General features: G+C 67.7%; 11 protein-coding genes. 3 read left to right on the top strand and 8 right to left on the bottom strand.

Translation table 11 applies throughout. From position 1 onward, the window contains the following. The first annotated feature begins 123 nt into the window (after positions 1-123). Positions 124-855: a DUF418 domain-containing protein gene (locus tag NU688_RS11020; RefSeq protein ID WP_257860644.1), complete on the top strand. Its 732-nt coding sequence runs from the start codon at positions 124-126 to the stop codon at positions 853-855. Here NU688_RS11020 and NU688_RS11015 read toward each other — a convergent pair. Beyond that, a complete protein-coding gene (locus NU688_RS11015; protein ID WP_257860643.1) occupies positions 839-2662 on the bottom strand; it encodes a bifunctional UDP-sugar hydrolase/5'-nucleotidase in 1824 nt (607 codons plus the stop codon). The genes NU688_RS11020 and NU688_RS11015 overlap by 17 nt on opposite strands. Positions 2663-2747: 85 nt before the next feature. Further along, positions 2748-3215 (bottom strand): hypothetical protein, encoded by a 468-nt coding sequence (locus NU688_RS11010; RefSeq protein WP_257860642.1) that lies wholly within the window; start codon positions 3213-3215, stop codon positions 2748-2750. Positions 3216-3284: 69 nt separating this feature from the next. Here NU688_RS11010 and NU688_RS11005 point away from each other — a divergent pair, with 69 nt between their 5' ends. Both NU688_RS11005 and NU688_RS11000 read left to right on the top strand, forming a co-directional pair. Continuing rightward, entirely contained in the window at positions 3285-4079 is a 795-nt protein-coding gene (locus tag NU688_RS11005) for a 2-keto-4-pentenoate hydratase (protein WP_257860641.1), read from the top strand. Positions 4080-4087: 8 nt separating this feature from the next. After that, positions 4088-4975, top strand: a complete 888-nt coding sequence (locus NU688_RS11000) for a LysR family transcriptional regulator (RefSeq protein ID WP_013542717.1) — start codon at positions 4088-4090, stop codon at positions 4973-4975. 26 nt (positions 4976-5001) lie between these two features. Here the strand turns inward: NU688_RS11000 and NU688_RS10995 are convergent, their stop codons facing one another. From NU688_RS10995 to NU688_RS10970, 6 genes are read right to left on the bottom strand one after another with little or no spacing between them, the layout of a single operon-like run. Then, the gene (locus NU688_RS10995) at positions 5002-5910 is read right to left on the bottom strand and encodes an NAD(P)-dependent oxidoreductase (RefSeq protein WP_257860640.1); all 909 of its coding nucleotides are present in this window, start codon (positions 5908-5910) and stop codon (positions 5002-5004) included. Positions 5911-5914: 4 nt separating this feature from the next. Further along, positions 5915-7363: an aldehyde dehydrogenase family protein gene (locus tag NU688_RS10990; protein ID WP_257860639.1), complete on the bottom strand. Its 1449-nt coding sequence runs from the start codon at positions 7361-7363 to the stop codon at positions 5915-5917. A 25-nt stretch (positions 7364-7388) separates the two neighbouring features. Then, the gene (locus tag NU688_RS10985; protein ID WP_257860638.1) at positions 7389-8789 is read right to left on the bottom strand and encodes an amidase; all 1401 of its coding nucleotides are present in this window, start codon (positions 8787-8789) and stop codon (positions 7389-7391) included. A 4-nt stretch (positions 8790-8793) separates the two neighbouring features. Beyond that, the gene (locus NU688_RS10980) at positions 8794-10287 is read right to left on the bottom strand and encodes an ABC transporter substrate-binding protein (RefSeq protein WP_257860637.1); all 1494 of its coding nucleotides are present in this window, start codon (positions 10285-10287) and stop codon (positions 8794-8796) included. A 39-nt stretch (positions 10288-10326) separates the two neighbouring features. Continuing rightward, a complete protein-coding gene (locus NU688_RS10975) occupies positions 10327-11139 on the bottom strand; it encodes an ATP-binding cassette domain-containing protein (protein WP_257860636.1) in 813 nt (270 codons plus the stop codon). Then, entirely contained in the window at positions 11136-12125 is a 990-nt protein-coding gene (locus tag NU688_RS10970; RefSeq protein ID WP_257860635.1) for an ABC transporter ATP-binding protein, read from the bottom strand. The genes NU688_RS10975 and NU688_RS10970 overlap by 4 nt, the downstream gene beginning before the upstream one ends.

The following is a 12125-nucleotide window of genomic DNA, read 5'->3' as shown; positions in this document are numbered from 1 at the left end:
CGGGCGAAAGCGGGGTTCTGGAACCCGGTTTTGCACCGCAGCATCGATGGAGGAAACGCAATGTTGGGGCAATGCTGATTCATAGCATCGCAGCGGAACCCACCACAACCCACACGTACTTCGATGACCTCCGAGACTGTCCGTACGTTGCCTTTGCCGCCGGTGCGCATTGGCCCTCTCATTGCCCGCCTTTCACTGCCTGACGCATTGCGCGGCTTCGGCCTGTTCGGCGTGCTGATGGTCCACCTGCTCGGTCTCCTCCCCGGCCATGCGGTGGCCGGCCTGCTGGTGCTGATGGTCGCGAGCTTGTGGACCGGCCACGCCGCCGTGCTGCGCGAATCGGTGGCGCATCGCCGCTTCTGGCAACGCCTCCTGTACGCGGGTTTTGCCGTGAACCTGATCGCCGTGGTCGGTGCGTCCATTGCCCCTACGCTGCGCGATGTCGCGCTGCTCGCGCAAGGCGCGTTCTTCGCGGCCGCCTTCGTTCTCCTGTTCCAGCGAGCCTCATGGCGACGCTGGCTGCTGAAGCTGGCGCCCGCTGGCCGGATGGCGCTGACGAACGGCCTCGCGCAAGCGCTGCTCACTCTGTGCATCCTGCACGGCACCGGCCTCCACCTCGATCCTGTGAGCCTCGTGGTCTTCGGCATCGCGATCTTCGCGCTGCAGGCGGCCTCCAGTTGCTGGTGGCTGGCGCGCTACAACGCGGGTCCCGCCGAATGGTTGTGCCACAGCCTGGTCTCGGGCAAGCCGCAGCCCATGCGACGCCACACCGCAGGCCCCGATCCCCGACGCGCCAAGGGGCTACCTCAACGAATCGATCGACCGAGGCCGTCTCTGCTCAGGGAACGACCGTGATGCGGTCGGTCGCCGGCGGCGCGAGCGGGCTGTTCGCCTTGATGTAGGCCTCCAGCGCGTCCACGTCCTGATCGCCGCCGAGCACGTCGGTGCCCTGGTTGAACACGGTGAAGTTGTCGCCGCCGGTGGCCAGGAAGCTGTTCATCGTGACGCGGTAGTTCGCCGCCGGATCGATGGCCGTGCCATTGAGCGCCATGTTGCTGATGCGCGAGCCGCCGGGCGCCGAAGCGCTGAACGCGTAGGTCAGGCCGCGCGAGGGCAGCAGCACCTTCGGCGCGGCTACGGTGTTGGAGCCGCTGTTGAACTGCTGCTCGAGCACCGCCTTGATCTGCGCGCCCGTCATCGTCTTCACTACCAGGCTGTTGCCGAAGGGCTGCACCGCGAAGATCTGGCCGTAGGTCACGTTGCCGCCGGGCGCGGGCGCGAGGTCGGCGCGCACGCCGCCCGGGTTCATGAAGGCGATCTGCGCGGCGCCCTTGCCAGCCGGGCTGGTCGCGGCGAGCTGCGCGTCGGCGATCAGGTTGCCGAGCACGCTTTCCTTCGATGGTTCCACCTGCGCGCGCGTCGCGGTGGTCGTGAGCGAGCCCACCACGCGCTGCACCAGCGGCCCGGCGATCGCGAGGTACTGGCTGATGAGCGCGGCCACCTCCTGGTTCTTGCCGAACACGGGGTACTGGTCGGTCAGCGCGATGGTGTTGGCGCCGCTGGTGTAGGCCTCGCCCTGCACGATCACGTTGTCGGCCGCCTTGGCCGTCACCTTGCGGGTGCGGGTGTCGATGGTGAGATTGATGTCGGTCAGCAGCGTGCCGTACTGGCCCGCGCTCGTCAGCAGGAAAGGCTTGGCCGGATTGGTCTTGCCGTAGTCGCAGACGTACGAGCGGTGCGTGTGACCCGAGATCACCACGTCGACTGCCGTATCGAGCTTGTTCAGGATCGGCAGGATGTCGCCGCTCAGGCCGGCGCAACTCTTGTCGTTGTAGCCGACGGTGGTGGTGCCGCCTTCGTGGATCACCACGACGATGGCGTCCGCGCCCTGTGCCTTCAGTTGCGGGATCAGCGCATTCGCCGTGTCGGCTTCGTCCTTGAAGCTCAGGCCCGCAACGCCGGCGGGCGTCACGATGTTGGGCGTGCCCTTCAGCGTCATGCCGATGAAGGCGACCTTCACCGTGGCGCCGTCCTTGGTGAAGCTCTTCATGCCGGTCGCGGGGAACAGCGTGTTGCCGTCGGTCTTCACCGTGTTGGCCGCGAGAAAGCCGAAGTTCGCGCCCGGGAAGGCCTTGTTCACGCGGCAGGGTTCGAGCGCGGTGTTCTTTGCGCAGCCGCCGTTCTTCATGCGCAGCAGTTCGGTCTGGCCCTTGTCGAATTCGTGGTTGCCGACGGCGTTGAAGTCGATCTTCATCGCGTTCACGGCCTCGATGGTCGACTCGTCGAGGAACAGCGCCGACACCAGCGGCGAGGCGCCGATCATGTCGCCGGCCGACACCACCGCGTTGTTCTCGTTCTTCGCCTTGAGCGATGCAACGGCCGAAGCCAAGTAGGCCGCGCCGCCGGCGGGCACCGGCACCGTGCCGCCACCGGTGGCGGGTGCGGTGATCGAGAGCTTGGGCGGCTCGAGGTTGCCGTGCAGGTCGTTGAAGGCGATGAGCTTCACGTCGATGCTGCCGGGCGCGGGGGGAGGCGCCGGTGCGGGCGGGGGCGCCGGCGGGAGAAAGGGAAAGAAATTGCCCGAACTGCCACTGCCGCCGCAAGCGGACAAGGTGGCCAGGACGACACCCGCCAGCGCGAGATGTTTCAGCGATGCATGCATGGATCTTCTCCTCCATATTGGAATGCAGCGCATGCTGGCCACGCGACATGACGGCGGCGTGACCATCCCTTGCCCGCGCGGGGGCTCAGGGCAGCGCTACCAGTTCGATCGAAACCTCTGGACCGAATGCGGTGCGCAGCAGAGCGCGAGCCCTGGCGCTGCGCTCGTCGGTGAGCGACTGCACAGCCAGCCATCCGTCTTTCGCCCGCCGCTGCAGGTGCCAGCCTTCCTGTCCGAGGCGGATGAGTTCAGCGAGCGCTGCGGCGTCCGCCACCGGCAGCGCGGAGGGCACGATGTCGAGCCAGTCCACCACCTGGTCGGCCTCGCCACCGAGCCGTGCGGCAGCGCCCTCGGCCAGCGCGCGCTGCGTGGCCACGTCCCTCACCGTGCCCTGCAGGATGATGCCGTTGCCGTGCCAGCGGATCTCGAGCGGCGGGCCTTCCGCTGACCTGGTATTTGCCGTGAGATGCCATGCAACGGCCAACGCCATCAGGCAGGCAACCGCCAATGCGATGAGGAAGGGTCGCAGGTGAAGACGGCGTTGTGGTTCCAAGGCCGCGAGCGTGCCACGCGCAACGTGACACGGCTGTGACCGCCGCCCCGTCGCATGTAGACTGATTCGATGACCCCCGAAGCCGTACTCGCCCACTACGACAAGGCCGCGTTGTGGCCTGCGGACCGCTCCACCCTCGGCCGCACCGACGTTGCCGCCGCCTACCAGGACGCGCTCGCGCTGCGTGCCCTGCGGCTGGAACGCGGCGAGCGCCCGGTCGGCTACAAGATCGGCTTCACCAACCGCACGATCTGGCAGCGCTACGGCGTGTTCGGGCCGATCTGGGGTCCGGTATGGAACACGACGCTCACGCGCTGCGACGGACATGGAACCGTGGACCTCGCCGGAACCGTCCAGCCCCGGATCGAGCCTGAGATCGTCTTCGGCATCGCCGCGACCCCACCGCGCGATGCAACGCTGGAGCAGGTCTTCGGCTGCGTCGAGTGGCTGGCACCGGGCTTCGAGATCGTGCAGTCTCACTGCGACTGGAAATTCACCGCCGCGGAAACCGTGGCCGATGGCGCGCTGCATGCACGCCTGCTGGTCGGCCGCGAAACGCCCGTTCGCAAGTTCGCGAATACGGGCGCCGAGCTCGACGACAAGCTGGCGGCCACCCGCCTCAGACTGTTCAAGGGCGATGCGGCCATCGACGAAGGCACCAGCGTCAACGTGCTCGACGGCCCGCTGCATGCGCTCCGCCATTTCGTGCAGGAGCTGCAGAACTGCCCGGGTGCGCCGACGCTGCAACCCGGCGACGTGATCACCACCGGCACATGGACCGACGCCTGGCCCATCGTGCCCGGCGAAACCTGGCGTGCCGAGTTCGAAGCGCCGTTCGATTCGCTGGCAATCACCCTGCGCTGAACGGACCGATGCGGCCCGACCTCGACTCCCTCGCGCTCTTCCTGAGCGCCCTCGAATCCGGCAGCCTGTCGAAGGCCGCCGAGGAGCACCACATGGTGCTGTCGGCCGCGAGCCGCCGCATCCGCATCCTCGAGACCGAGTTCGGCGTGCCGCTCTTCCAGCGCACCTCCAAGGGCGTGACCGTGACTGGCGCAGGCGAGTCGCTGGCCATCCATGCGCGGCTGATCCTGCGCGACGTCGACCGCATGCGCGCCGATCTCTCGGACTACGCGCAGGGCGCGACCGGCCGCGTGCGACTGCAGGCCAATGCCTCGGCCATGGGGCAGTTCCTGCCCGACGACGTGGCGAGCTTCCGCCGCAGCTACCCGGAGATCCGCGTCGATGTGGAGGAGCACCGCAGCGTGTGGATCGTGCAGGCGATCCGCGACCGGCAGGCCGACGTCGGCGTGATCACCGGCGACACCGCAGACACCACGCTCAACTTCATTCCGTACCGCATGGACAGGCTGGTGGCCATCGTCCACCGCAAGCACCCGTACCGCAATCGCGAGGTGTCGTTCGCGGAGCTGCTCGACTTCGATTTCGTGGGCCTGGAGAACGACTCGGCCATCGCCCGCACCATCGAGGATGCGGCGGTCGCCGCGCGCAAGGTGCTGCGCCTGCGCGTGAAGGTCAAGAGCTTCGAGGCGGTGTGCCGGATGATCGAGGCCGGCATGGGCGTGGGCATCCTGCCCGAGGGCGCGGCGGCCACCTACCGCAAGGAAATGGGCCTGCGCTTTTTGAACCTTTCCGACGCGTGGGCGTCGCGCCGCATGTACCTCTGCACGCGGCAGGAGACGCTGACGTTTCCGCAGCGCCGCCTGGTCGATCATTTGCTCTCGCGCTACGTGCCGTAGCGGCAGGTGAGGCGAGGCGCAGCGCCTTACTTCTTCAGCGCTTCCACCAGGTCGAGCACCATGCGGTCGGGGCCGAAGGTGTCGATGCCGTAGGTCAACAGCGTCTCGACGGCCTGCGCGATGCCGTGGCTGGCCGACGATTGCTGCGCCATGTCGTTGTAGTAGCCCAGGTCCTTCTTGGCATTGGCCATCGAGAACTTCAGCGAGTCGGTGCTGCCGGTCAGGAGCTTGGGCTTGACGCGTTCCAGCGCCACACCGTTGCCACCGCCCTTGGCCAGCACATCGACGAACACATCGGGCGCCACGCCGGCGCGCTCCGCGCAGGCGGCCGCTTCGCACAGCAGCGCGACGGTGCCGAGCGACACGAAGTTATGCAGCAGCTTCATCGCATGGCCCGCACCGATGCCGCCCACATGCGTGATGTTCTCGGCAAAGCAGCGCAGGAGCGGCAGGCACGAGGCCAGCACCTCGGCGTCGCCGCCCACCAGCAGGTTGAGCCGGCCTTCGGCGGCTTCCTTGGCGGTGCGCGTCATCGGCGCGTCGAGGAACTTGCCGCCCTTGGCCTGCACGGCTTGCGCGACCTTGGTCGTGGAGTCGGGCACGGCGGTCGAGCAATCGATCACCACGGTGCCGGGGCGCAGGCTGGCGAGCGCGCCCCCCTTTCCATCCTTGCCGAGCATCACGGCCTCGACCTGCGGCGTGCCGGTGACGCAGAGGATCAGCACATCGACCTCCGCAGCCAGTGCCGTCACGTCCGACACCGCCGTGGCGCCGGCCGCGAGCAGCGCGCCGACGGGCTGGTTGCCGGGGTGGTCGAGGATGGTCAGCCGGTGGCCGTGCTTGACGATGTTCTGCGCAATGCCGCTGCCCATCAGGCCGACGCCGACCAGGCCGACGCGGCGGGGCTCTTGTGCTTCTTGTGTGTTCGTGTTCATGGGTTCACCCGTGCTTGATGGCGATGGTCTTGAGGGTCGTGAAGCCTAGCAGGGCTTCGAAACCCTTCTCGCGGCCGAAGCCACTCGACTTGACGCCGCCGAAGGGCAATTCCACGCCGCCCGCCGCACCGTAGTTGTTGATGAAGACCTGACCGCAGTGCAGCTTGTTCGCCACGCGCAGCTGCCGTGCGCCGTCGCGGGTCCAGACGCCGGCCACCAGGCCGAAGTCGGTGCCGTTCGCGAGCCTGATCGCCTCGGCCTCGTCGGCGAAGGGCATCACGGCCAGCACGGGGCCGAAGACTTCGCGCTGCGCAAGCTCGCTGTCCGCGGGCACATCGCGGAACAACACAGCTTCCTGGTAGTAACCATTTGCAGACGCGTTCGAAGACACCGTGCCGCGCGCCGCCACCTTCACGCCATTCGCCTCGGCGGTCGCGACCATGTCGCGCACCTGGCGGAACTGCTTTTCGTTGATCAGCGGACCCATGTCCAGATCGTCGGCAGGCGGACCCGAGAGCACGGCCGAGAAGCGCTCGGCCAGTCGCTTCACGACTTCTTCGTACACCGATTGCTCGACCAGCACGCGACTGCCCGCCGAACAGGTCTGGCCGGCGTTCTGGATGATCGCGTTGAGCAGCACGGGCACGGCCGCATCGAGGTCGGCATCGGCGAACACGAGCTGCGGTGATTTGCCGCCCAACTCCAGCGTGACGGGGCAATGCCGCTCGGCCGCCGCGAGGCCGACGCTGCGTCCTGTGACAGTCGAACCGGTGAACGAGATGTGGTCGATGCCCGGATGCGCGCACAACGCCGCGCCCGCCTCCCTGCCGTAGCCCGTCACCACATTCAGCGCGCCGGCGGGAAAGCCCACCTCGGTCGCGATCTCCGCCAGGCGCAGCAGCGAGAGGCTCGCGTCCTCGGCCGGCTTGACCACACAGGCGTTGCCAGCCGCAAGCGAAGCACCCACGCTGCGGCCCGCGATCTGCATCGGGTAGTTCCAGGGAATGATGTGCCCGGTCACGCCGTGCGGCATGCGCACCGTCAGCACCGTGTAGCCGCGCTCGTAGGGCAGCGTGTCGCCGTGCAGCTTGTCGCAAGCGCCGGCGTAGTACTCGAAGTAGCGCGCGAGCGCGGTCGCGTCATTGCGCGCCACGCGCAGCGCCTTGCCGGTGTCGCGCGCTTCGAGCTGGGCGAGTTCCTCGTGGTGCTGCATCACTGCGGCGCCGAGCCTGGCCAGCAGGCGGCCGCGTTCGAGCGCGGTCATCGCACCCCAGGGGCCGTCGAAGTTCTCGCCCATGGCCTTGCGTGCGGCGCGGACTGCGGCGTCCACATCCGCCGCATTGCCGCGTGCGATCTCGCCGAAGCGCTGTCCGTCGCTCGGGTCGATCACGGCGATGGTTTCGGTGCCGAGCGAGGCCACGCGGCCGCCGTCGATGTAATGGGTTGCTGTCATTTCTTGTCTCCTCTTGGCAGGCGGATCACTGAAGTTCGGGCCAGGGCTTCTGCGCATCGCGGATCAGCTCGAAGGCGCGGCTGAACTGCAGCACGCCCAGGTCGTCGAAGCGCCGGCCCGCGACCTGCAGCCCGATGGGCAGGCCCGCATCCGAATAACCGCAGTTGACCGACGACGCCGGCTGCTCCGACATGTTGTAGGGCACCGTGAAGCCGATGTGCTCCAGCGAGCGCAGCGGATCGTTCGTCGGCGAGGCATGTTCCGCGGGCGCGGGCATGTTGGGCGACACCGGCGAGATCACGAAATCGAAGCCCACGGTCGCCGCGATGGTGGCGGCACGCGTGGCGACGAACTGGCTGTAGGCGTCGAAGATGTGCTCGCCCGAGAAGCCGGCCGCGCTCTCGGCCCAGGCATCGATGTAGGGCAGCATCTTCGCGCGGCGCTCGGGCGCCATGGCGCGCAGGTCGCCGAGCGAGCGCATGCGCCAGAAGTGGTCCATGCCCTGCAGCATCTTCGGGGTCATGAAGGGCTTCATCTCCTCGACGTGGGCGCCGGCCGCTTCGATCTTCTTCGCGGCAGCGAGCACCGCGTCGCGGATCTGCGGATCGAGCGGCAGGCCGCAGCCCGCGTCCATCAAGAGGCCCACGCGCTTGCCGGCGAGGAAGGACGCATCCACGTCGAAGGCCAGCCAGTCGATGACGGGCGGTGGCAGTTCGGAATAGTCGCGGCTGTCGGGCTGGGCGACGGACTGCATCATCAGCGCGGCGTCTTCCACCGTGCGCGTCATCGGCCCGGCGCAGCGACCCATGTAAGGCGTGCTCAGCGGGATGCGGCCGAAGCTGGGCTTGAGCGTGAAGATGCCGCACCAGCTTGCGGGCAGGCGCAGCGAGCCGCCGATGTCGGTGCCCGCATGCAGCGGACCATAGCCCGCGGCGGCGGCCGCGCCTGCCCCCGCGCTGGAGCCGCCGGGCGTGCGCGACAGGTCCCACGGGTTGCGCGAGAGTTCATGAAAGGTCGAGAGGCCGGACGACAGCATGCCGACGTCGGGCATCGTGGTCTTGGCGACGAGCACGGTGCCGTCTTGCTTCAGACGGGCCGCCGGCGGCGAATCGTCCACGACGGGCACGAGGTCGTAGGCCGCGGTGCCCAGCGGCATCGGATCGCCGGCGGTCGCGAGGTTGTCCTTGATCGTCACGGGCACGCCGTCGAGCGCACCGCGCGGTGTGCCGGCCCGCCAGCGCGCTTCAGAGGCGCGGGCCTGCTCCAGCGCAAGCTCGGGACGGAAGAGCCAGGTCGCGTGCAGCTTCGGCTCCAGCGCCGCGATGCGCTCGTTGACCGCGCGCACCACCTCGACCGGCGAGAGTTCCTTGCTGCGGTAGGCCGCGCCGAGTTCGGCTGCGCTGAGGGAATGCAGGGGCTTGGTCATGGCATCAGCTCCAGGAGATGGCGGCGAGATCGTTCACCACGATCGGCATGCTGGCCCACAGGCCCTTGACCTCCTTGCGCGCGATGGTGGGAAACACCGCCTGGTAAAGAAAGCCGTTGACCGCGTCGGTCGCCAGTTGCTTCTGCGCTTCGGCCAGCAGGTCGGCCCGGCGTTTCTTGTTCTCTTCGTTCTGGATCGCGACGAACATGTCGCGGAACTTCTTCGAGTCGTAGCCCCAGTAGTAGTCGGGCTCGGTGTACTTCACCAGGTCGAAGGGCTCCACATGCGCGACCATCGTCAGGTCGAAGTCGTGGGCGCCGCCGAAGGTGCCGCTGAGCCATTGCGCCCACTCGACGTTCTGGAACTTCACGTTGATGCCGATCTGTGCCAGCTGCGCGGCGATCATCTCGCCGCCCTGCCGTGCGTACGAAGGCGGCGGCAGCGTGAGGCGCAGTTCGAGCGGTGTCTTCACACCGGCTTCGGCGAGCAGGCGCTTGGCCTTCTCGATGTCGTAGGGGTTCATCGCGGTCGTGTCGATGAAGCCCGGCGCGCCCATCGCGTAGTGGCTGCCGATGGGCTTGCCGAAGCCATCCGCCGCGCCCTGGATGATCGTGTTGCGGTCCAGCGCCGCCAGGATCGCGCGGCGCACGCGCACGTCGTCGAGCGGCTTCTTGCGGTTGTTGATGGTGAGGATCACCTTGCCGCGCGTGCCCACCTCCAGCACCTGGAAGCGCGGGTTGCCCTTGAACTGCGCGACCGAGCGGGTACCCGCGCGCGGGAAGATGTCGATGTCGTTGGCCATCAGCGCCGCGGTCTGCGCGGCGGTGTCGGACATGAAGCGGAAAACGAATTTCTCGATCTTCGCGAGGCCCGGGTCGCGGTAGGTCGGCGACTTCACCAACGTGCACGAGGCGCCGCGCTGCCAGGCGGCGAGCTTGTAGGGACCGGTGCCGACAGGCGCGGTCGCATTGGTCTCGGCGCTCTTGGGCTCGACGATGCAGGCCGTGGACTGCCCGAGCATGAACGGCAGGTCGGGGTTCGACAGCGTACTGTTGACGCCCACCGTGTACTCGTCGAGCACCACGGTGCCGATCTCGCTGAAGAAGCGCTTGTCCTTGTTCGTGCTCTTGGCGCCGCCTGCGCGGTCGAACGAGAACTTGACCGTGCCGGCGTTGAAGGGCTGCCCGTTCTCGAAGCGCACGCCCTTGCGCAGCTTGAAGACGAAGGTCTTCATGTCGGGCGACGATGACCAGCTCTCGGCGAGCATCGGCGTGACCGAACCATCGGCGTTGACTTTGGTGAGCGTCTCGAAGATGTTGTATTGCGTGATCTCGGCAATGGCCGACGCGGCACCGGCCGTCGGGTCCAGGCCTGGCGGTTCCAGCGGCATGCCGATGTTCAACGTGTTCTTGCCCGTCTGCGCTTGCGCGAGCGGGAGAAAGGCGCCCGGGATCGCCGCGGCCATGGCGGTGCCCATGAGGGTGCGTCGCTTCAACATTCGATATCTCTCCAGAAGTAAGGGGATGACCCGAGCGGCTCAGGCCGCGGGCGTCTGCAAAACGGCGGACAGCAGCGTCCGCGTGTAGGGGTGCTGCGCGTGGCGGAACAGGTGGCCCGGCGCGCCCTGCTCCACGATCTGGCCCTTGAAGACCACGGCGACGTCGTCGCACAGGTGGTTGACCACAGCGAGGTCGTGGCTGATGAGCAGGTAGCTGATGCCGAACTGCTGCTGCAGGTCCTGCATGAGGTTGAGCACCTGCGCCTGCACCGACACGTCGAGCGCGCTGACGGGCTCGTCGGCGACGATGAGTTTGGGGCGCGTGATGAGCGCGCGTGCGATGGCGATGCGTTGTCTTTGCCCGCCCGAGAACTCGTGCGGGTACTTGTCCATGTCGGTGGTGCGCAAGCCGACTGCGGCGAGCGATTCAGCGGCGCGTTCGCGTTGTTCTTTTCGCGATGCTTCGGCCAAGGCCTCGAGCGGCTCCGCGACGATGCGTGCGACGGTCTGGCGCGGATCGAGCGAGCCGTACGGGTCTTGAAAGACCATCTGAAAATCGCGGCGTGCGGTGCGCAGTTCACTCCTGGGCAACGTGTGCAGATCACGCCCGAGCAACTTCACGCTGCCAGAGGTGGGCGTGTCGAGCGCCATCACGAGACGCGCAATGGTCGACTTTCCCGAGCCCGATTCGCCGACGATGCCGAGGCTGCGGCCGGCTTCGACCTTGAAGCTCACGCCGTTGAGTGCCTTGACAGTCGGCGGCGGTGCGAAGAGTTTTTCGCGCGGCAGGTCGTAGTGCCGCACGAGGTCGGTCACCTGCAGCAGCGGTTGGGCTTTGGCGGACTGGCTCATGCAGCAACAGCGCTTTGCGCGGCGATGTCTTCGAGACGCAGGCAGCGCACGGCATGGCCGCTCGGCTTCACGGCCAGCGGTGGCTTCGTGGTGTAGCAAACATCGGCCGTGAAGCTGCAACGCCCTGCAAAGGCGCAGCCTCGCGGCAAGTCCACCAACTCTGGCACGCTGCCGCGGATGGTGGCCAGCCGGCCGGTGCGCGGTGCACCGAGCACCGGCCGCGCCGCGAACAGTCCCCGCGTGTAGGGATGCGCACGCTCGGCGAACACGGCCTGGGTCGGGCCGCTCTCGACCATGCTGCCGCCATACATCACGAGCATGCGCTGCACGCTGTTGGCAATCACGCCGAGGTCGTGCGAGATCAGGATCAGCGCCATGCCCATCTCGGCGACCAGGCTCTGGATCAGGTCCAGCACCTGCTTCTGGATGGTCACGTCGAGCGCGGTGGTGGGCTCGTCGGCAATCAGCAGGTCGGGGCCGCAGGCGAGCGCCATCGCGATACCGATGCGCTGGCGCTGCCCGCCCGAGAACTGGTGCGGGTACGCATCGAGCCGAGAGGCGGCATCGGGAATGCCCACGCGCTCCAGCAGGCCCAGCGCCTCCTTTCGCGCCTCGGCCTTGGAGAGCCCGCGATGCAGCCGCAGCGGCTCGCCGACCTGGCGTGCGATGGTGTGCACCGGGTTCAGCGCCGTCATTGGCTCCTGGAAGATCATGCCGATGCGGTTGCCGCGGATCTGGCACATCGCCTTTTCGGGCAGTCCGACGAGCTCCTGCCCGTCCAGCCGGATGCTGCCGCTGACCTTCGCGGTCGAGGGCAGAAGCCCCATGAGCGACATCACGGTAATCGACTTGCCGCAGCCCGACTCGCCCACGATGCCCAGCGTTTCGCCGCGCTCGAGCGAGAAGGAAATTCCGCGAACCGCTTCGGCCGGGCCGCGCTGGGTCTGCAGGCCGATGTGGAGGTCGTTGACTTCGAGAAGGGGCAT

Source organism: Variovorax sp. ZS18.2.2, assembly GCF_024701975.1.
GTDB lineage: Bacteria > Pseudomonadota > Gammaproteobacteria > Burkholderiales > Burkholderiaceae_C > Variovorax.
This window is presented reverse-complemented; position numbering and strand designations above follow the sequence as displayed.

Bases quoted from the DNA above. Each gene is read 5' to 3' on its own strand.
- NU688_RS10980 (WP_257860637.1), bottom strand. From the start codon at position 10,287: ATGTTGAAGCGACGCACCCTCATGGGCACCGCCATGGCCGCGGCGATC.
- NU688_RS11015 (WP_257860643.1), bottom strand. From the start codon at position 2,662: ATGCATGCATCGCTGAAACATCTCGCGCTGGCGGGTGTCGTCCTGGCC.
- NU688_RS10975 (WP_257860636.1), bottom strand. From the start codon at position 11,139: ATGAGCCAGTCCGCCAAAGCCCAACCGCTGCTGCAGGTGACCGACCTC.
- NU688_RS11000 (WP_013542717.1), top strand. From the start codon at position 4,088: ATGCGGCCCGACCTCGACTCCCTCGCGCTCTTCCTGAGCGCCCTCGAA.
- NU688_RS11005 (WP_257860641.1), top strand. From the start codon at position 3,285: ATGACCCCCGAAGCCGTACTCGCCCACTACGACAAGGCCGCGTTGTGG.
- NU688_RS10970 (WP_257860635.1), bottom strand. From the start codon at position 12,125: ATGCCCCTTCTCGAAGTCAACGACCTCCACATCGGCCTGCAGACCCAG.
- NU688_RS10990 (WP_257860639.1), bottom strand. From the start codon at position 7,363: ATGACAGCAACCCATTACATCGACGGCGGCCGCGTGGCCTCGCTCGGC.
- NU688_RS11020 (WP_257860644.1), top strand. From the start codon at position 124: ATGACCTCCGAGACTGTCCGTACGTTGCCTTTGCCGCCGGTGCGCATT.
- NU688_RS10995 (WP_257860640.1), bottom strand. From the start codon at position 5,910: ATGAACACGAACACACAAGAAGCACAAGAGCCCCGCCGCGTCGGCCTG.
- NU688_RS10985 (WP_257860638.1), bottom strand. From the start codon at position 8,789: ATGACCAAGCCCCTGCATTCCCTCAGCGCAGCCGAACTCGGCGCGGCC.